The sequence below is a fragment of the Bradyrhizobium sp. B025 genome (assembly GCF_042257955.1).
In the GTDB taxonomy this organism is placed as follows: Bacteria; Pseudomonadota; Alphaproteobacteria; order Rhizobiales; family Xanthobacteraceae; genus Bradyrhizobium; species Bradyrhizobium diazoefficiens.
Map to the genome: position 1 here is coordinate 2,567,510 of NZ_CP170150.1, position 19,157 is coordinate 2,586,666.

The window sequence follows — 19,157 nt, forward strand, 5'->3', positions numbered from 1 at the left end:
CAGCTCGCCCCCGGAAACCATTGGCCGCTCTCGGAATTAAGCTCACGCCACAATATTGAGAAATTCCGGCGACAGCATTACGCTATGTGTCTGGCTGGCAATTTCCGCAACCAGGTCGAGCGTGGCGGGGGAGCTTTGATGCGAGCTGAAAGCAACGGTACGTCGCGGCGGATTCTTTGCGTGTTTCCGCGTTACACATCGTCGTTCGGTACGTTCGAGCATTCCTATCCGCTGACCGACGGCGTCCGCGCCTTCATGCCGCCGCAGGGGCTTTTGCTGCTCGCGGCCTATCTGCCCGAGGACTGGCAGGTCAAATTCGTCGACGAGAACCTGCGCCGCACCACGAAAGAGGAGTTCGGCTGGGCGGAAGTCGTCTTCGTCAGCGGCATGCACATCCAGCGCCAGCAGATGAACGACATCTGCCGCCGCGCCCATGAATTCGATCTCCCGGTTGCGCTCGGCGGGCCCTCCGTCAGCGCCTGCCCGGATTATTATCCGTCCTTCGACTATCTGCATGTCGGCGAGCTCGGCGACGCCACCAACCAGCTGATCGAGATTCTGTCGCGCGACATCTCGCGCCCCGAGACCCAGGTGGTGCTGACCACCAAGGACCGGGTGCCGATGACGGAGTTTCCGATCCCGGCCTACGAGCTTGCCGACGTGAAGAAATACTTCCTCGGCAGCATCCAGTATTCAAGCGGCTGTCCCTATCAGTGCGAGTTCTGCGACATCCCCGGCCTCTACGGCCGCAACCCGCGCATCAAGTCGCCGGAGCAGATCATCGCCGAGCTCGATCGCCTGCGCGAATGCGGCATGACCGACACGGTCTATTTCGTCGACGACAATTTCATCGGCAATCGCAAGGCGGCGATGGACCTGCTGCCGCATCTGATCGAATGGCAGAAGAAGACCGGCTACGTGGTGCGGCTCGCCTGCGAGGCGACGCTCAACATCGCCAAGCGCCCCGAGATCCTGGAGAAGATGCGCGAGGCTTATTTCATCACCATCTTCTGCGGAATCGAGACGCCCGATCCCGATGCGCTGAAGGCGATGCACAAGGACCACAACATGATGGTCCCGATCCTGGAGGGCGTGCGCACCATCAACTCCTACGGCATGGAGGTGGTGTCCGGCATCATCATGGGGCTCGACACCGACAAGCCGAACACCTCGGAGGCGCTGCTCGCCTTTGTCGAGGAGTCCCGGATTCCGCTGCTCACGATCAACCTGCTCCAGGCGCTGCCGAAGACGCCGCTGTGGGACCGTCTGGAGCGGGAAGGGCGCCTGATCGAGGACGACGGCCGCGATTCCAACGTCGACTTCCTGCTGCCCTATGACGACGTCGTCGCATCCTGGAAGCACGCCATGGGCGTCGCCTACGAGCCTGAGAAGGTTTACGCGCGCTTCCAGTATCAATGCGACCAGGTTTATCCTCACCGTCTCAAGATGCCGGTGCCGGACGAGATGAAGACCTGGCCCAACATCAGGCGCGGTCTCGTCATGCTGCGCAACATCTTCTGGAAGGTCGGCGTGCTCGGCGACTACAGGCGCGTGTTCTGGAAGTTCGCGTTGGGTCGCATCAAGCGCGGCGACCTCGAAGGCCTGATCGGCTGCACCCTGATCGCGCACCATCTCATCACCTTTGCGCGCGCGGCCTCCAGCGGCAAGCAGAACGCCTCGAACTATTCGATCCGGCTGCGCGAGGCTTCCGTTCCCGCCGAATGACGCAACATGTCTGATCCGGCCGTCCCGCGCCGCCCGACCCTCGATCTGCGGTCGTTCACGCCTGCGCGCGTTGCACTCGGCCGCAGCGGCGCAAGCGTGCCGACACGCGCGCTGCTCGACTTCACGCTGGACCACGCCCGCGCCCGCGATGCCGTGCATGCAGTCTTCGACGTACCGCGGCTGCTCGCGGATCTCGGTGCGCTCGGCCTCGCCGTCACCGAGGCGAGGAGCCAGGCGGCCGACCGCAGGGACTATCTGCGGCGGCCGGATCTGGGGCGGCAGCTTGATGCCGGCTCAATCGAGGCTCTGGCGCGAATTGCCTCAAGGCCATGCCAGCTTGCGATCGTGATCGGCGACGGCCTGTCGGCGGCGGCGGTCCACGCCCATGCGGTGGCGCTGGTGACGCGCCTGCTGCCGCTGCTCGCAGCCGACGATGCTGTCGCGCTCGGCCATGTTGTCGTCGCCTCCGGCGCGCGCGTCGCGCTCGGCGACCAGATCGGCGCCATTCTCGGCGCGCGCATGGTCGTGACGCTGATCGGCGAGCGGCCCGGCCTGTCCGCGCCCGACAGCCTCGGCGCCTATCTGACCTTCGCGCCGACGCCGGGCCGCACCGATGCCGAGCGCAATTGCGTGTCGAACATCCACCACGCTGGGTTGAGCAATGACGAGGCCGCCTTCAAGATCGCCTGGCTCCTCCGGGAGGGGCTGGCAAGGGAGGTCACCGGCGTCGCGCTGAAAGACGAGAGCGCGGACCGGGCGCCGCGTCGAATTGGCACGTCCTTGCCCGAATAACGGGCATTCCGGCAAAATCGCTACATCTTGATCGATTTGGCCACACTTCGCCTGCTTGCGAGGGAGGCTATGGACCTGCTAAACCCCTCGCGGCGATTTTCCGCGCATTTTCAAGGGGCAAGCCTCCCATTGGTATGGCGTTTTCAAGCCGTTCGCGGAGCGCAATAAGCTCACAGACCGAGCCGTTTTAGGAACTGGATAAGGCATGCTCGAAAAGCACAGCGAGAGTGAGGTTCATGTCGACAAGGTCGAGCAGGGACCCGCGTCCTCCATCGCCTTCGGGTTGGAGCGCATCGGGCTGATCGCCGTCCGGGCGCCGATCGTCTCCTGCATCGTCCTGTTCGTCCTGATCGTGGGCGCCGTTTTCGGCATCCACCGGATCAAGATCGACGATTCGCTGTCGCAGCTGTTCCGCTCCGACACCCGCGAATTCCACCAGTACGAAGAGGTGACGAAGAAGTTTCCGGCCGAGGAGTTCGACGTCCTCGTCGTGGTCGAAGGCAAGAACCTCCTGGCTCGGAACAACCTCGAGAAGCTGCGCGACTTCATCACCGACATGCAGCTGGTCGAAGGCACCCGCGGGCTGGTCTCGCTGTTCTCGGCGCGCCAGGCGCCGGCCCCGGGCAAGCTGCCGGCGGCGCTGTTCCCGCCCGAGCTGCCCGAGGGCGCGGCCTATGACAAGTTCATCGAAACCGTCAAGAACAACGAGATCATCCGCGGCAAGCTGTTGTCGGAGGACGGCACGCTGGCGCTGATCGTGCTGTCGCTCGATCCGGAAGTGGTCGCCTCCAGCAAGCTGACCAAGACCGTCGCCGACATCCGCGCGCTGATGAAGGAGGATCTCGGCGACACCGGGCTCAACGTGCAGCTGTCCGGCGTGCCGGTGATGCAGCTCGAGATCCGCAACGCGGTCGAGCGCGACGGGCTGACCTACAACATCCTCGGCATTCTCGCCGGCTGCGTCATCGCCATCATCTTCTTCCGCAAGATCTCGTTCATGATCGCGGCCGCGTTCCCGCCGATGATCGCGATCCTGTTGGCGCTCGGCGCGCTCGGCTGGGCCAATTTTAATCTCAACATGTTCCTGAACGTGATGACGCCGCTCATCATGGTCATCAGCTTCTCGGACTCGATGCAGCTGACTTTCGCCGCGCGCGACCGGCTGATCGCGGGCCAGGACAAGTTCACCGCGTTCAAGAACGCCGTGCTCGTGGTGGGACCCGCCTGCGTGCTGACGCACGGCACCGCCGGTATTTCCTTCATCGCGCTCCAGTTCTCCAGCTCCGACCTGATCCGCAAGTTCGGCGAGGCGGGGCTCGCCGCCACCATCATCGCGCTGGTCGCGGTGCTGTCGCTGGTGCCGGTGTTCGGCGTGCTGTTCGTGCGCAACGAGAAGGTCTTCGCGGTCAAGTTCCAGGGGGCGGACGCCGGCGTCCAGGCGCTACGCAATTTCTGCTACTGGATCGCGGTGCGCATGGTCGGCCGGCCAGGCCTGTTCAGCCTGATCGCGGTGCTGTTCGTCGGCGGCCTCGGCGTCATCTACGCCAATCTGGAGCCCCGCTACCGGCTTGCCGACCAGGTGCCGGACAAGCGCCAGGCGGTCGCCGCCAGCGACCGGCTCGACGCCAAGCTCACCGGCGCCAACCCGGTCAACGTGCTGGTCCAGTTCCCCAAGGGTGAATCGCTCTATTCGCCGGAGACGCTGCAGACGATCGCCGACGTGCATGCGACCGTGGAGAAGGCGGCCGGTGTCGGCAACGTCTGGTCGGTCGAGACCCTGCGCCGCTGGCTCGCGGAAAAGGCCGGCAGCGCCGACGTTGCGACGCTGAAGGAATATATCGGCGTCATTCCCGAGCATCTGGTGCGGCGGTTCATCGACGCCGAGCAGGATGCGGTCGTCGTCGCAGGCCGCGTGCCGGACAAGGATTCCAGCCAACTCCTGCCGATCGTGGACAAGCTCGATTCCGAGCTCGACGCCGTCCGCAAGAAGCATCCCGGCTACGAGGTCGCGGTGACGGGCCTTGCCGCCATCGCGGCGCGCAATTCGGCCAGCATGATCGAGAAGCTGAACCGTGGGCTCACCGTCGAATTCGCGCTGGTCGCGATCTTCATCGGCCTCGCCTTCCGCTCCTGGGTGGTGATGTTCGCCTGCATCCTGCCGGGCATCTTCCCTGTCGTGATGTCGGGGACGGTGCTGTGGGCGATGGGCGAGGGGCTGCAATTCGCCAGCGTCGTCGCGCTCACCGTCTCGTTCGGCCTGGGATTGAGCGCCACCATCCACTTCCTCAATCGCTTGAGGCTGGAGAGCAAGCCGGGCGTCGGCTCGGCGCTCGCGGTGGAGCGGGCGACCGTGCTGGTCGGACCGGCCTTGATCCTGACCACGGTGGTGCTGGCCTGCGGCCTCGTCGTCACCGTGTTCTCCGACTTGCCGTCGCTGCGGCTGTTCGGCTGGCTCAGCGCCTTCTCGATGGTCATGGCCCTGGTCGCCGACCTCTTCATCCTGCGGCCGACGGCGATGTGGCTGATCAACCTGCACGCCAAGCTTCAGGGCGCGGACAAGCGCGCGATCTAAGCGCGGGGCGGCGAACGCTGCCCTGTGCTCAGGCTTCGATGCGGATGATGCCGTACGGGTTGAACTTGAAGTCGTCGTCGGCGTAGTCCTGTTCCCGCGAGAGTGTAAGCTTGCGATCGCGCAGCGTCGGGTCGATGCCGCGCGCGGCCATCGCGTTTGCGATCTCCTCCATGAGCATCACCGCGGACCATTCGTTGCCGCGCGATTTCGCGACATAGATCTCCGGTAATCCGACGAGGTGATAGCCGACGGTCTCGTAATAGCGATCGCCGCCGAGCGGGCGCTTGGCGAAGGCAAGACGACAGGCCTTCGCGAGGGCGAGCGTCATGCCAAGGCCCTCGCTGGTCTTTGCGCCTGTGCGTGCCTGATCGGCGAGACTGCGCCATCGCGCAAGCCCGTGGGCAACGCCTGCGCTTTCGCCCTTCACGGCGGTGGCACCGGCCTCGATCATCTCCTCGACGATGCGCAACGCCGCGGCCGAATAGGTGACCGTCTTCTGCTGGTCCATCGGCGGGCTCAGCACGTAGAGCACCGATTTGTGGTTGGCCACGGCTGCTTCGTCGGCGGCAGACCATGCATTGGGAAAGACACGGTCCCAGCACACGCCGAACGACCGCTCCATGTGCGGATCGGGCTTGGCTTGCGAATACGTGCGGTCGATCTCGAAGTTGAAATCCGCGATCGTCCTGGCCACCGCCTTCGGTGGCTGCAGCAGGCTGTCGTCCTTGCCGAGGAAGCAGAGCACGTGACGTGGCTTCACGGACGAAGGCTGCATGCTCGTTCCCTGCTGGTCATTTGCGAAGGCGCGACTGGCGACGATAAGGCCGGCGGCCTTGAGCAGATGTCTGCGAATTGGGTCCATGTCCGCAACAATGTCAGCAAAAAGCCCCCGGTTCGCGAGAACCGGGGGCGTGTTCCTCTCGACGCGGGAAGGGCTTCAGCCCTTCGTCATCGTGATGTTGACGCCGCGGATCTCGCCCTTGGAGCTGATCTGCACCGTCTGCTTGGTGCCGTTGGTGCGCAGCGACAGGTTGGCGGCGAAGCCGTTGGCCTCGACGAACACCTCGATCTGGCCGCCGCCGGCGGTGCCCTGGAGATTGCCGAAGATGTTGCGGCTGGCCTCGCTCCAGTTGCCGGAGATGCGGTCGCCCTGGCTCGTCACGTCGCTGGTGAGGTCGAACTTGTAGCTGTCGGACGCGCAGTGCAGCGCCTGCTTCAGGTTGAGACCGCTGCCGGCGACCTTGTAGTCGGCCTTGCAGCGGATGCGCTCGGTGGAGCCGTCGGACAGCGACACCGTGCCGGTGCCGGTCCACGCGCCGTCAAAACCGGCAAACGGTCCGGACGACTGTGCGTGGCTTGCCGAAACCGAGAAGAGCAGCGCAGCCCCGATGCCGGCCGCCTTGATTGCCAGTCCAGATCGCCCAAAGAATTTCATCACAAATATCCCGTTTTGGAACGACGTCCGCTCAAGATCGGGACGTCTCGCCACATCGAAGGTTTAGTGCTTCGAGCCCGTGTCAGGTTCAAAGCCTGGCCGCCAGAGATGGCGGTTCATGAGGCCTTGCGCCATGCCCGGCGGCTGCGATCTCCCATGTTTCGGCATGTTTCCGGCCGAAACGGAGGGGTTGAGCGATGCAGCTCTGCAACAGGCGTGCAGCAAAATGCGGGCCGCCTGAATTATGACGTAGTATCAACCTCTTACATCTGCCAATGAAGGCGCAGGGAAGACCTGATTTGGTGGGTGTGGCGCCAATTTGGCCGCATTTGCCAGTGCTTGTGCCTTCTCCGAGGCCGCACGCTCCGCGGCGACTTGCCATCAGAACATTCCGTTCCGGTCGTCCGCCCTGTGCTGTCCGGGATTGGTGCGATTCTGCCGTCAGAATGAAGGAATACAATGCGTAAGCTTCTCGTCGCTCTCACCCTGCTGTCGGCGTCCCTTTCCACGGCGGCATTTGCCCAGCAAGGGCGTGGCACGGACTCCGAGCAGAAGGCCTGCACGCGCGATGTGCAGAAGTTCTGCCGTCCGGTCATCGATCAGGGCGATTTCACCATCCTGGCCTGCCTGAAGGAGAACCGGACCAAGATCTCGCAGGCCTGCGACCAAGTTCTGAAGAACCACAACCAGTAAGCTCGGCCACTGGCCCACAAGGGCGGCCCCGGGGCCGCCTTTTTCAGGCCGGATCCGCAGGGCAGCCTTCGAGAGACAGGATTGGTTTTGCGGCCGTATTCCCCTATATGGGGGCCGCGGCGGCATCGCCGGCACGAGCCCGCGCGAGCGAAAAAGCTCTTCCTGTCCAAACGATTGTAAACCAGCCCTCGATGACCTCTGCGAGCGAATTGCGATCCGGCAAGGGTGACCGCGACGAGAATTTTCCCGTCGCGTCCTGGATCATTCATCCGCGTCATCGCGCGCTGATCCTGGCGTATTACAATTTCGTCCGTACTGCCGACGACATCGCCGACCACGCGACGCTGCCAGGCGACCAGAAGCTCGCCTATCTCGACCTGCTCGAGGCGGAACTGCTCGGCAAGGGCGACACCCAGGCCGAAGCCGTCGTCTTGCGGCGCGCGCTCGCCGAGCGCGGCATGGCGCCGCGCCACGCGCTCGACGTGCTCATCGCCTTCCGCATGGACGTCACCAAGCTGCGCTACGAGAACTGGGACGAGGTGATCCACTATTGCCGTTACTCGGCGATGCCGGTCGGCCGTTTCATGCTCGACGTCCACGGCGAGAGCACCTCGACCTGGGCCGCGTCGGACGCGCTTTGCGCGGCGCTCCAGATCAACAACCACCTCCAGGATTGCGGCAAGGATTTTCGCGAGCTCAACCGCGTCTATCTGCCGCGCGATGCGCTGGCCGCGAGCGGCGCCTCGGTCGAGCAGCTCGGCCTTGCCCAGTCGCCGCCGGCGATGCTGGCCTGCCTGCAGTCGCTCGCCGCGCGCAACGAAGCGCTGCTCGACGAGGGCAGGTCGCTAGCTGCGGAGATCCGGGATTTCCGCCTCGGCATCGACGTCGCGGTGATCCAGGCCTATGCCGACCGCATCGTGCGCCTGCTCAAGGTGCGCGATCCCCTGCGTGAGCGCGTGCATCTCAACAAGTTCGAGCTCCTCACCTTCAGCCTCGCCGGCATGATCGGCGAAGTCGGCCGCCGCGCGATCGGACGCAAGGCCATTTCCAGACCGGGGACTGCACATGACGCTTGAGGCGACCTCGCCCGGCGCCAGTTATGGCTCGACCGCATCCGGCAGCTCGTTCTACGCCGCGATGCGCATCCTGCCGCATGACCAGCGCGAAGCGATGTTCCAGATCTACAGCTTCTGCCGGCAGGTCGACGACATCGCCGATTCCGACGGCCCGCGCGAGGAGCGACTCGCCGCGCTTCAGGCGTGGCGCACCGACATCGACGCGCTCTATCAGGGCAATCCGCCGCCGCGGCTGAAGGACTACGTCGCCTCGGTGAAGACCTTCGGGCTCAAGCGCGAGGATTTCCTGGCCATCGTCGACGGCATGGAGATGGACGTGCCGCAGGACATCCGCGCGCCCGACATGGCGACGCTCGATCTCTATTGCGATCGGGTCGCCAGCGCCGTGGGGCGGCTGTCGGTGCGGGTGTTCGGCCTGCCGGAAGAAGACGGCATCCAGCTCGCCTATCATCTCGGCCGCGCGCTCCAGCTCACCAACATCCTGCGCGACATCGACGAGGACGCCGGCCTCGGCCGGCTCTATCTGCCGCGCGAAGCGCTGCTGCATGCCGGCATCACCTCCAACGACCCGAATCGCGTCATCGCCGAACGCGCGCTGCCGAAGGTCTGCCTGCCGCTGGCGCAGCGTGCGAAGGTGCATTTCGAGAAGTCGGACGAGATCATGAACCGCAACAAGCGCCGCACCGTGCGTGCGCCGCGGATCATGTCGAAATACTATCATTCCATTCTGGACCTCCTGATCGCGCGTGGCTTCAACGCGCCGCGCGAGCCGGTGCGTGTGTCGAAGGTCACACGCATCCTGATCCTGCTCCGTTACGCTTTCATCTGATGCAAAACACAGCTCACATCATCGGCGCTGGAATTTCCGGCCTCTCCGCCGCCGTGCGGCTCGCCAATGCCGGCTTCAAGGTCGCCGTGCACGAGGCGACGCACCAAGCCGGCGGCCGCTGCCGTTCTTATTTCGACGGCGCAACCAACCTCACCATCGACAACGGCAATCATCTGCTGCTGTCGGGCAACAGCCATGCGCGCGCCTATGCGCGCTCGATCGGGACCGAGGCGGGCCTGGTCGGCCCTGAAAGCGCGCAGTTTCCCTTCGTCGATATCAAGACCGGGCAGCGCTGGCAGATCGATCTCGGCACCGGCCGGCTGCCGACCTGGGTGCTCGACGAGAGCCGCCGCGTTCCCGACACAGGCCTCACCGACTATCTCAAGCTGGCGCCGCTGATCTGGGCCTCGGAGGAGACGCTGGTCGGCAAGTCCATTCCTTGCGAAGGCGTGCTCTATCAGCGCCTGGTGCAGCCGCTGCTGCTCGCCGCGCTCAACGTCGATCCGCCCGAGGGCTCGGCCGGGCTCGCCGGCGCGATCGTGCGCGAGACGCTGCTTGCCGGCGGACAGGCTTGCCGTCCCTTGATCGCGCGCGACGGCCTTAGCGCCGTGCTGATCGAGCCCGCGGTGAAGTTCTTGCAGGAGCGCGGCCACTCGGTTCAGCTCGGCCATGAGCTGCGCGCGTTCGTGACCAATGACGGCAAGGCCGGCGCGCTGAATTTCGGCGGCGAGGACGTGATCCAGCTCGCCGACGGCGATGTCGTCGTGATGGCGGTGCCGCCGCGTGCCGCCGCCAGCCTGCTGCCGGGCCTGAAGACGCCGACCGAATTCCGCGCCATCGTGAATGCACATTTCCGTTTTGAGCCGCCGCCGGGTTCGCCGCCGATCCTGGGCGTGATCGGCGGCATCGTGGAATGGCTGTTCGCGTTTCCGAACCGGCTCTCGGTGACCATCAGCAACGGCGACCGTCTCGTCGACATGCCGCGCGAGGAACTCGCGCAGACGATCTGGAACGATGTCTGCGAGGCAGGCGGCGTCTCCGGCGAGCTGCCTCCCTGGCAGATCGTGCGCGAACGCCGCGCCACCTTTGCCGCCACGCCGGCGCAGAATGCCCTGCGTCCGGGGCCGGTCACCGCGCTGAAAAACCTGTTCCTCGCCGGCGACTGGACTGCTACGGGATTGCCTGCAACCATCGAGGGATCGGTCCGGTCCGGTGATCGCGCCGCCGATCTGGTGCTGGCCGCACAGCGGCCCTGACGGGAATTTGTCCCGGTCAATTCAAATCAACTATCGGAGTAATCGAGCCAGATGGATTCCTTGAACGCGACCGCCCGCGAAGCCCAGGAATCCAAGATCTTGGAATCGAAGATCTTGGAATCGAGCATTGCGTCCGCCACGCAAGGCGTCCTCGGCTTCCAGCAATCCGACGGCCATTGGGTGTTCGAGCTCGAGGCCGACTGCACGATTCCGGCCGAATACGTTCTGTTGCGCCACTATCTCGCCGAGCCGATCGACACCGTGCTCGAGGCCAAGATCGGCAATTATCTCCGTCGCGTGCAGGGCGCCCATGGCGGCTGGCCGCTCGTGCATGACGGCGAGTTCGACATGAGCGCCAGCGTGAAGGCGTACTTCGCGCTGAAGATGATCGGGGATTCCATCGACGCCCCGCACATGGTGCGTGCGCGCGAGGCGATCCACGCCCGCGGCGGCGCCATTCACAGCAACGTCTTCACGCGCTTCATGCTCGCGATGTTCGGCATCGTGACCTGGCGCGCGGTGCCGGTGCTGCCGATCGAGATCATGCTGCTGCCGTTCTGGTCGCCGTTCCACATCAACAAGATCTCCTACTGGGCGCGCACCACCATGGTGCCGCTGATGGTGATCGCCGCGCTGAAGCCGCGCGCGAAGAATCCGAAGGGCGTCGGCATCGACGAGCTGTTTCTCCAGGATCCGCGCTCGATCGGCATGACCGCGAAGGCGCCGCACCAGAGCATGGCCTGGTTCCTGCTGTTCCGTTCGCTCGATGCGATCTTGCGCGTCATCGAGCCGCTGTTTCCGAAGAGCCTGCGCAAGCGCGCCATCGACACCGCGCTCGCCTTCAGCGAGGAGCGGCTCAACGGCGAGGACGGCATGGGCGCGATCTATCCGCCGATGGCCAACCTCGTCATGATGTACGACGCGCTCGGCAAGGACGAGAACTATCCGCCGCGCGCGGTCACGCGCCGGGGCATCGACAAGCTGCTCGTAATCGGCGACGACGAGGCCTATTGCCAGCCCTGCGTCTCGCCGGTGTGGGATACGACGCTGACCGCCCACGCGCTGCTGGAAGCCGGCGGCGACAAGGCCGTGCCTGCGGCGAAGCAAGGCCTCGACTGGCTGATCCCGAAGCAGGAGCTCGAGGTGAAGGGCGACTGGGCCGTGAAGCGGCCCGACGTGCGCCCGGGCGGCTGGGCGTTCCAGTACAACAATGCCTACTATCCCGATCTCGACGACACCGCGGTCGTGGTGATGTCGATGGACCGGATGCGCCGGGAGCACGGCGTCACCGGCTATGATTCCGCGATCGACCGTGGCCGGGAGTGGATCGAGGGCATGCAGAGCGACGACGGCGGCTGGGCCGCCTTCGACGTCAACAATCTCGAATATTACCTGAACAACATCCCGTTCTCGGACCACGGCGCACTGCTAGATCCGCCGACCGAGGACGTCACCGCGCGCTGCGTCTCGATGCTGGCCCAGCTCGGCGAGACCGCCAAGACCAGCAAGCATGTGGCCGACGGGGTCGCCTACCTCCGCAAGACCCAGCACCCGGAAGGGTCCTGGTACGGCCGCTGGGGCATGAACTTCATCTATGGAACCTGGTCGGTGCTCTGCGCCCTGAACATGGCCGGCGTCCGCCACGACGACCCGATGATTCGGAAAGCCGCCGACTGGCTGGCCTCGATCCAGAACAAGGACGGGGGCTGGGGCGAGGACGCCGTCAGCTACCGGCTGGACTACAAGGGCTGGGAAGCCGCCCCCTCGACCGCCTCGCAAACGGCATGGGCCTTGCTTGCCCTGATGGCGGCAGGCGAGGTTGATCACCCGGCCGTCGCCCGCGGGGTGGAGTACCTGATTGCAACACAGAACGAAAAAGGACTGTGGGACGAGCAGCGGTACACCGCCACAGGCTTTCCCCGTGTATTCTATCTACGGTATCATGGTTACTCGAAGTTCTTCCCGCTGTGGGCGCTGGCGCGGTACCGGAACTTGCGGAACACCAACAGCAGGGTGGTAGGGGTCGGAATGTGACTTTGGGGACGGGGGACTATCTTACCGCGGGCAATGCCATTGATCCGCGGCCAATACTCATTGTGACCGGTCTGGTTCAGGAGGCCCGCATCGCGGCGGGCCCCGGAATGGCCGTCATCTGCTCGTCCAGCAGCCCGACCCAGTTGCGGGCGCTCCTGACCGTGGTGGATCCTGAGACGATTCGCGGCGTGATCTCGTTCGGCGTGGCCGGCGGGCTCGACCCGACGCTGCGCTCCGGCGACGTCGTGCTGGCGACCGAGGTGCTGTCAGGCGACACCCGTTGGGCTGCTGGCCTATCGCTCGGCGACGACCTGATCGACCGCCTCACGTCAGGGCGCCGCCGCGTGGTGCGCGGCAGCCTCGCCGGCGCCGAGGAAGTGGTCACCGGGCGGTCCTGCAAGGCGGCGCTGCATTCGGAGACCGGCGCCTCCGCCGTCGACATGGAAAGCCACATCGCGGCCGCCTACGCCGCCGAGGCGGGGCTGCCCTTTGCCGCGGTCCGCGTCATTAGCGACCCCGCCCATCGCGCGCTGCCGGCGCTCGCCCGCGCCGCGATCAAGCCGAACGGCCAGATCGACCTCGCGGCCGTCCTGCGTGGCATCGTGCGCAATCCGACGACGCTGCATGCCCTGGTCTCGACCGGCATCGACTTCAACCGCGCGCTGCGCTCCCTGCGCGGCTGCCGCGACTTCCTGATCGGCACCGAGCTGGTCGACAGCGAGGCGCTGGTCGCCGAGACGGTCTGAGCGTCTCGATCTGACAAAAGAAAAGGCCCGGTCGCCATTGGCGACCGGGCCTTTTTCGTTCGTGGCGTTGTTCTCGCTTACGCCGCCGTCGAGGCCTTCCGTGCGGCCTTCTGCTCGGCGGCGGCGGCCTCGTCCTTGCGGATCTCGGAGAGCTTCTTCTGGACCTGCTCCGAGAAGATGTACTGCGCCGGGCGCTGCTTGCTCATGTCGATCTCCGGCGCCATCGGGCCAGAGGTCTTGACGCCGCGCAGCGACACCCACATCGCCTTCAGCGGGTTGTTCAGCGCTGCGGTCGCCGCGGTCGGCTCGTAGCCGCAATGGGCCATACAGTCGGCGCACTTCTCGTACTTGCCGGTGCCGTAGGTCTCCCAGTCGGTGGTGTCCATCAGCTCCTTGAAGGTCTTGGCATAGCCTTCACCGAGCAGATAGCAGGGCTTCTGCCAGCCGAAGATGTTGCGCGCGGGCATGCCCCACGGCGTGCACTCGTATTCCTGGTTGCCGGCGAGGAAGTCGAGGAACAGGCCGGAATGCATGAAGTTCCACTTCTTGCCCTTGCCCATCGCGAAGACGTCGCGGAACAGCTTCTTGGTCTTGGTGCGGTTGAGGAAGTGCTCCTGGTCCGGCGCGCGCTCATAGGCGTAGCCCGGCGACATCGAGACGCCGACACCGAGCTCGACCGTGAGGTCGAGGAACTTCGCGATCTCCTCGGCCGGATGGCCGTCGAAGATGGTGGCGTTGACGTTGACCGTGAAGCCGCGCGCCTTGGCCGCCTTGATCGCGGAGACGGCGCGGTCGAACACGCCCTTCTGCGACACCGCCTTGTCGTGATGGTCCTTCAAGCCGTCGAGATGCACGGAGAAGAACAAATACGGGGAAGGCTCGAACAAATCGAGCTTCTTCTCGAGCAGCAGCGCGTTGGTGCAGAGCGACACGAACTTCTTGCGCGCGACGAGGCCGCGCACGATCTCGCCGATCTCCTTGTGGATCAGCGGCTCGCCGCCGGGAATGGCGACCATCGGCGCACCGCATTCGTCGGCCGCGTCCCAGCACTCCTGCGCCGTCATGCGGCGGTTCAGGATCGCATCCGGATAATCGATCTTGCCGCAGCCGACGCAGGCGAGGTTGCAGCGGAACAGCGGCTCCAGCATCAGCACGAGCGGATAGCGTTTGCGGCCAAGCAGTTTCTGCTTGAGCAAATAGCCGCCGATACGCATTTCCTTGAAGAAGGGGATAGCCATTACACGTTTCTTTCTGGGCTTGAAATTCGGGTGGGTCAGCTCGCAGCCAGTTCGGCCGGAAGCCGGAATTCGATGTTTTCCTCGCGGCCCGGCAGCACCTGGACCTTGACTGGTCCGATCCGCCGCATCGCTTCGATCACGTCATCCACGAGTACCTCGGGCGCCGAGGCGCCGGCCGTGACGCCGACGGTCCTGGCATCTTTCAACCACTCCGGATTGAGCTCGCTGCCGTCGGCAATCAAATAACTCGCGACACCGGCTTCAGTGCCGATTTCGCGGAGCCGGTTCGAGTTCGAGCTATTGGCAGCGCCCACCACCAAGATCACGTCGACCAGCTTGCTCAAGTCCCTTACCGCAGATTGGCGGTTCTGTGTCGCATAGCAGATATCCCGGATATCCGGGCCTTGAATATCTGTAAAGCGGGCCTGAAGGGCCGAAATGATGTCCCTGGTGTCGTCCACCGACAGGGTGGTCTGGGTGATGTAGGCCACTGGCGTATCCGCCGGCAGCGTGAGGGCGTTAACCTCTTCAACGCTTTGAACAAGCAGCACGGGGGCGGGAACCTGGCCCATCGTGCCCTCGACCTCGGGGTGGCCGGCATGGCCGATCAGGATCAGGGTGCGGCCCTTGGTGATATAGCGCTTCCCCTGATTGTGAACTTTCGTGACCAGGGGGCAGGTGGCATTGAGCACCGGAAGGTCGCGCGCGGCGGCCTCTTCCTCGACGCTGCGGGCGACGCCATGGGCGCTGAAAACGGTCACCGCCTTTGGCGGAACCTCGGACAGCTCCTCGACGAAGATAGCACCCTTGTTCTTCAGGCTCTCGACCACGTATTTGTTGTGCACGATCTCGTGGCGCACGTAGACGGGCGGGCCGAACTTCTCCAGCGCCCGTTCCACGATCTCGATCGCCCGCACCACGCCCGCGCAGAAACCGCGCGGTTGCGCTAGATAAACTTCCATAGGACGCCCATCACGCAAGTTGCACCAATCCGCTTCAAAGTTCCCGGCGGCACCTCGATACTGACCAATGAGTTGCAATATCCGCACCATTGGTTTCGCGCACGCGGTAGCCACCCACCCCCGTCGGGGCTCCGGCGCATGGAGGCGCAATACTTTGTGTCAAAAAATCGGCAGAAAGGAAAGGTCGGATAGACCTTTGGTTCCCCGCCGGCTCAATCGCACGGTATTATAGTATGGAAATTGCCATGAGCAAAATGGCGACATTTGTGCTCACCCCTTCGTCACTTTCCCGCCTCAACTCCCCGGCTATACCGACCGCCCCGCATGATTTTGCCACGGTCCGCGCCGTTTACCTCGAACCTTCTTGCGGCGAGAGCCACTTAAAACAGCAATAGGTTTCGCCCGGGAACTCCGATAAACAGCGGGCGTTTTCGGCAAGCTGTTAACACCAGAAAGAAAAGATGTGCTGCAAAGCGTAGTCGTTGCCATCGTCAGGGCCTGTACCCGGTTTGCCTCCCTCGTCGTCGTTCTCGGGCTCCTGCTTGCGGTGGGGGCCGGCTATTACACGTCCAAGCACTTCGCCATCAACACCGACATCAACTCGCTGATTGCCCAGAATCTGGACTGGCGCCAGCGCGACCAGCAATTCGACCGCGCCTTCGACCGCGACGCGACGATTACGGCAGTGGTCGAGGCAAAGACGCCGGAAATGGCGACCGCGGCATCGGACGCGCTGTTTGCCAAGCTAAAGGACGACAAGACCAACTTCCAGTCGATGCAGCAGCTCGGCACCGGCGAGTTCTTCGAGAAGAACGGCCTCTTGTTCCTGCCGACCGAGGAGGTCGCCAAGGTCACCGGCGAGTTCGAATCGGCGGCGCCCCTGATCGAGATCATGGCGGGCGACCCCTCGATCCGCGGCCTGACCGGCGCGCTGGAGACGGGACTTGCCGGCGTCAAGCGCGGCCAGGTCAAGCTCGACAATACCGCGCGGCCTTTCAACCTGATCGCGCAGACGGTCGAGACCGTGCTCAACAAGGGCAATGCGAGCTTCTCGTGGCGCGAACTCGTCAGCGACGAGCCGCTGTCGGATTCCGACAAGCGCGCCTTCATCGAGTTCAAGCCGATCCTCGACTACAACGCGCTGGAGCCCGGCAAGGGCGCTACCGACGCGATCCGCAAGGCTGCGGCGGATCTGGATTTCGCGACCAAATACCAGGCGCGGGTGCGACTGACCGGCCCGGTGCCGATCGCCAATGAGGAATATGCCACCGTCCAGGAAGGCGCCGTCGTCAACGGCGTCGGCACCGTCCTCGTCGTGCTGCTGATCCTGTGGCTGGCGCTGCACTCGGCGAAGATCATCTTCGCGGTGTTCGTCAATCTCTTCGTCGGCCTTGCCATCACGACCGCCGCCGGCCTGATGATGGTCGGATCGTTCAATTTGCTGTCGATCGCGTTCGCGGTGCTGTTCGTCGGCCTCGGCGTCGATTTCGGCATCCAGTACAGCGTCCGCTACCGCTCGGAGCGCTACAAGCACAACGACCTTTCGGGTGCGCTGGTGCTGGCAGCGAAGCGCTCTGCGGTGCCGCTGTCGCTTGCGGCGATGGCGACCGCGGCAGGCTTCCTTTGCTTCATGCCTACGGACTATCAAGGCATCGCGGAGCTCGGCCAGATCGCCGGCGTCGGCATGCTGGTGGCTTTCCTCTCTTCGATCACCGTTCTGCCGGCAATGCTGAAGCTGCTCAACCCACCCGGCGAGAAGGAGCCGGTGGGCTACGCCTTCCTGGCGCCGCTCGATCACTTCCTGGAGAAGCATCGTGTGCTGGTGGTGGGGGGCACGCTGCTGCTCGCGCTCGCCGGCTTGCCGCTGCTCTATTTCATGAAGTTCGACTTCAACCCGATGAACCTGCGCAACCCGAAGGCCGAATCGATCGCGACCTTCCTCGACCTGCGCAAGGATCCCAACACCGGTGCCAATGCCATCAACGTGATGACGACGTCCGAGGAGCAGGCACGGCAGGTCGAGGCGAAGCTGGAGAAGGTGCCGGAGGTGCTGCGCGTGATGTCGCTCGACAGCTTCGTGCCGCAAGACCAGCAGCCGAAGCTGAAGCTGATCGCACAGGGCGCCAAGGTGCTGAACCCCGCGCTCAATCCCGACCAGATCGATGCCGCGCCGTCGGACAAGGAGAACGTCGATGCGCTGAAATCCTCGGTCGACAATCTGCGCCGGACCGCCGGCGATGCGAAGGGGCCGGGCGCGGTCGCCTCGCGCCGCCTTGCGGACGCGCTCGAGAAGCTCGCCAATGCCGACGAGGCCATGCGCAACAAGGCGCAGGACGTGTTCGTCACGCCGATGAAGATCGTGTTCGACCAGCTCAGGAACGCGATGCAGGCCGAGCCGGTCACCCTGAAGTCATTGCCGCCCGATCTGGTCAGCGCCTGGAAGAGCAAGGACGGCATCATCCGCGTCGAGGCGCTGCCCAAGGGCGATCCCAACGACAACGACACCCTGCGCAGATTTGCGGCGGCGGTGCTCGTTGCCGAGCCGACCGCGATCGGCGGGCCGGTCTCGATCCTGAAATCCGGCGACACCGTGGTGAAGGCGTTCATCCACGCCGGCGTCTACGCGCTGCTGGTGATCGGCCTTCTGCTGTGGATCACGCTCCGCCGGTTCGTGGACGTGCTGATGACGCTGGTGCCGCTCCTGGTTGCCGGCGCGGTCACGCTCGAGATCTGCGTGCTGATCGGCCTGCCGCTCAACTTCGCCAACATCGTCGCGTTCCCGCTGCTGCTCGGCGTCGGCGTTGCCTTCAAGATCTACTATGTCGTGGCCTGGCGCTCGGGCAGAACAAACCTGCTTCAGACCAGCCTGACACGCGCGATCTTCTTCAGCGCGCTGACGACGGCGACGGCGTTCGGCAGCCTGTGGCTGTCGAGCCATCCCGGCACGTCCAGCATGGGCAAGCTGCTGGCGCTCTCACTGGTGACGACGCTCGCCGCCGTGCTGCTGTTCCAGCCGGCCCTAATGGGCAAGCCCCGCAATCTCAGGGAGTAGGCAGATGTCGCCGACGGGGTCGGCGGCGCCCTTCTGACCGGGCTTGGCCGTCGTGGCGGTTTTCGGGGCCGGCGCGGGCGCAGGCGCTGTGGCGCCCGTCGTGCCTTGGGGCGCCGTGCCTTGGGGTGGTGCAGTGCCTTGGGCTTTCGGCGCCGCGCCGGTGGGCTTCGGCGCGCCCTTGGCCATGGCGTTGGCGGGGCTCAAGGGGATCGGCGGTCCGACCCGGGTCCAGGTTTCGCCGCCGCAGAGGAAGCCCATCACGCAGCCCTTGATCTCAAGCTGGTCGGTACCGGCCGGAGTGATGGTCGCGCTGTAGAGCTGGCCGTCTTTCGCGTTGTAGACCTGTCCTTCCCACTGATCGACGCCGGGCTTCTTCTTCATGTCGATCAGGGTCGCCATGCCCAGCGTCGGCCTGTTCTGTTTCGAGACATCCGGGTTGTTCTCGTCACGGCCGCCAGGCTGCTTTTCCCAGGAAACCGCGCCCCACATGCTGCCATTGCATTGGGCGACACGGATGTTGGCGACGCCGTCGGCGACCCGCCAGTCGCCGGTGGGGTCGGCGGCGAGAGCAGGAGTCAGGCAGGCGTAACCGCCAGCCAGTATAATTCCGGTGTAAAGGGCCAAACGCATGAGTGTTCCTTGGCAGTGCAACATGGTTTAAAGCTGTGCTTGCGAAGATGGTCCGAAAAAGGGCAAAAGGCCGCACAGACCGTTTTCTGTAACGGTCCGTTTCCAGTTGACGAGACG

15 protein-coding genes are annotated in these 19,157 nt (G+C 64.6%); 10 read left to right on the forward strand and 5 right to left on the reverse strand.

All coding sequences use genetic code 11. From position 1 onward, the window contains the following. Positions 1-138: 138 nt before the first annotated feature. From ACE10W_RS11805 to ACE10W_RS11815, 3 genes are all read left to right on the forward strand, one after another. The gene (locus tag ACE10W_RS11805) at positions 139-1,725 is read left to right on the forward strand and encodes a B12-binding domain-containing radical SAM protein (RefSeq protein WP_304551700.1); all 1,587 of its coding nucleotides are present in this window, start codon (positions 139-141) and stop codon (positions 1,723-1,725) included. 6 nt (positions 1,726-1,731) lie between these two features. Continuing rightward, positions 1,732-2,517, forward strand: coding sequence for an ethanolamine ammonia-lyase subunit EutC (eutC, locus tag ACE10W_RS11810; protein WP_161535806.1), 786 nt, complete (start codon positions 1,732-1,734; stop codon positions 2,515-2,517). A gap of 205 nt (positions 2,518-2,722) precedes the next feature. After that, positions 2,723-5,089, forward strand: a complete 2,367-nt coding sequence (locus ACE10W_RS11815) for an RND family transporter (protein ID WP_304551703.1) — start codon at positions 2,723-2,725, stop codon at positions 5,087-5,089. Between the two features lie 28 nt (positions 5,090-5,117). On the opposite strand, the gene ACE10W_RS11820 is transcribed toward ACE10W_RS11815, so the two are convergent. After that, complete coding sequence (locus ACE10W_RS11820) at positions 5,118-5,951, reverse strand: hypothetical protein (protein ID WP_304551704.1); 834 nt, start codon at positions 5,949-5,951, stop codon at positions 5,118-5,120. Between the two features lie 75 nt (positions 5,952-6,026). After that, positions 6,027-6,524, reverse strand: coding sequence for a hypothetical protein (locus ACE10W_RS11825; protein ID WP_027544089.1), 498 nt, complete (start codon positions 6,522-6,524; stop codon positions 6,027-6,029). Positions 6,525-6,983: 459 nt separating this feature from the next. On the opposite strand from ACE10W_RS11825, the gene ACE10W_RS11830 reads away from it, so the two are divergent. From ACE10W_RS11830 to ACE10W_RS11855, 6 genes are all read left to right on the forward strand, one after another. After that, the gene (locus ACE10W_RS11830) at positions 6,984-7,217 is read left to right on the forward strand and encodes a hypothetical protein (protein ID WP_028172330.1); all 234 of its coding nucleotides are present in this window, start codon (positions 6,984-6,986) and stop codon (positions 7,215-7,217) included. Positions 7,218-7,408: 191 nt separating this feature from the next. Next, entirely contained in the window at positions 7,409-8,293 is an 885-nt protein-coding gene (hpnC, locus tag ACE10W_RS11835; RefSeq protein ID WP_060911136.1) for a squalene synthase HpnC, read from the forward strand. Then, positions 8,283-9,122, forward strand: a complete 840-nt coding sequence (hpnD, locus tag ACE10W_RS11840) for a presqualene diphosphate synthase HpnD (RefSeq protein WP_011085786.1) — start codon at positions 8,283-8,285, stop codon at positions 9,120-9,122. Before hpnC ends, hpnD begins: the two co-directional genes overlap by 11 nt. After that, a complete protein-coding gene (gene hpnE / locus ACE10W_RS11845) occupies positions 9,122-10,378 on the forward strand; it encodes a hydroxysqualene dehydroxylase HpnE (protein ID WP_304551709.1) in 1,257 nt (418 codons plus the stop codon). The genes hpnD and hpnE overlap by 1 nt, the downstream gene beginning before the upstream one ends. Positions 10,379-10,429: 51 nt before the next feature. After that, the gene (gene shc / locus ACE10W_RS11850; protein WP_304551711.1) at positions 10,430-12,412 is read left to right on the forward strand and encodes a squalene--hopene cyclase; all 1,983 of its coding nucleotides are present in this window, start codon (positions 10,430-10,432) and stop codon (positions 12,410-12,412) included. After that, complete coding sequence (locus ACE10W_RS11855; protein ID WP_028172326.1) at positions 12,409-13,158, forward strand: phosphorylase; 750 nt, start codon at positions 12,409-12,411, stop codon at positions 13,156-13,158. The genes shc and ACE10W_RS11855 overlap by 4 nt, the downstream gene beginning before the upstream one ends. Positions 13,159-13,235: 77 nt before the next feature. Here ACE10W_RS11855 and hpnH read toward each other — a convergent pair whose 3' ends face one another. Both hpnH and ispH read right to left on the reverse strand, forming a co-directional pair. Then, positions 13,236-14,396: an adenosyl-hopene transferase HpnH gene (gene hpnH, locus ACE10W_RS11860; protein ID WP_028172325.1), complete on the reverse strand. Its 1,161-nt coding sequence runs from the start codon at positions 14,394-14,396 to the stop codon at positions 13,236-13,238. Positions 14,397-14,431: 35 nt separating this feature from the next. Further along, the gene (gene ispH / locus ACE10W_RS11865; protein ID WP_011085791.1) at positions 14,432-15,358 is read right to left on the reverse strand and encodes a 4-hydroxy-3-methylbut-2-enyl diphosphate reductase; all 927 of its coding nucleotides are present in this window, start codon (positions 15,356-15,358) and stop codon (positions 14,432-14,434) included. Between the two features lie 463 nt (positions 15,359-15,821). Between ispH and ACE10W_RS11870 the strand changes: the two genes are divergently transcribed. After that, entirely contained in the window at positions 15,822-18,410 is a 2,589-nt protein-coding gene (locus ACE10W_RS11870) for an MMPL family transporter (RefSeq protein WP_011085792.1), read from the forward strand. Here the strand turns inward: ACE10W_RS11870 and ACE10W_RS11875 are convergent. Then, positions 18,378-19,040: a DUF2147 domain-containing protein gene (locus tag ACE10W_RS11875; protein WP_028172324.1), complete on the reverse strand. Its 663-nt coding sequence runs from the start codon at positions 19,038-19,040 to the stop codon at positions 18,378-18,380. The genes ACE10W_RS11870 and ACE10W_RS11875 overlap by 33 nt on opposite strands. Positions 19,041-19,157: the final 117 nt, after the last annotated feature.

What these genes read in the sequence shown, in the direction of transcription:
- ACE10W_RS11805 (WP_304551700.1), top strand. Translation starts at nt 139, where the DNA reads ATGCGAGCTGAAAGCAACGGTACGTCGCGGCGGATTCTTTGCGTGTTT.
- eutC (WP_161535806.1), top strand. Translation starts at nt 1,732, where the DNA reads ATGTCTGATCCGGCCGTCCCGCGCCGCCCGACCCTCGATCTGCGGTCG.
- ACE10W_RS11815 (WP_304551703.1), top strand. Translation starts at nt 2,723, where the DNA reads ATGCTCGAAAAGCACAGCGAGAGTGAGGTTCATGTCGACAAGGTCGAG.
- ACE10W_RS11820 (WP_304551704.1), bottom strand. Translation starts at nt 5,951, where the DNA reads ATGGACCCAATTCGCAGACATCTGCTCAAGGCCGCCGGCCTTATCGTC.
- ACE10W_RS11825 (WP_027544089.1), bottom strand. Translation starts at nt 6,524, where the DNA reads ATGAAATTCTTTGGGCGATCTGGACTGGCAATCAAGGCGGCCGGCATC.
- ACE10W_RS11830 (WP_028172330.1), top strand. Translation starts at nt 6,984, where the DNA reads ATGCGTAAGCTTCTCGTCGCTCTCACCCTGCTGTCGGCGTCCCTTTCC.
- hpnC (WP_060911136.1), top strand. Translation starts at nt 7,409, where the DNA reads ATGACCTCTGCGAGCGAATTGCGATCCGGCAAGGGTGACCGCGACGAG.
- hpnD (WP_011085786.1), top strand. Translation starts at nt 8,283, where the DNA reads ATGACGCTTGAGGCGACCTCGCCCGGCGCCAGTTATGGCTCGACCGCA.
- hpnE (WP_304551709.1), top strand. Translation starts at nt 9,122, where the DNA reads ATGCAAAACACAGCTCACATCATCGGCGCTGGAATTTCCGGCCTCTCC.
- shc (WP_304551711.1), top strand. Translation starts at nt 10,430, where the DNA reads ATGGATTCCTTGAACGCGACCGCCCGCGAAGCCCAGGAATCCAAGATC.
- hpnH (WP_028172325.1), bottom strand. Translation starts at nt 14,396, where the DNA reads ATGGCTATCCCCTTCTTCAAGGAAATGCGTATCGGCGGCTATTTGCTC.
- ispH (WP_011085791.1), bottom strand. Translation starts at nt 15,358, where the DNA reads ATGGAAGTTTATCTAGCGCAACCGCGCGGTTTCTGCGCGGGCGTGGTG.
- ACE10W_RS11875 (WP_028172324.1), bottom strand. Translation starts at nt 19,040, where the DNA reads ATGCGTTTGGCCCTTTACACCGGAATTATACTGGCTGGCGGTTACGCC.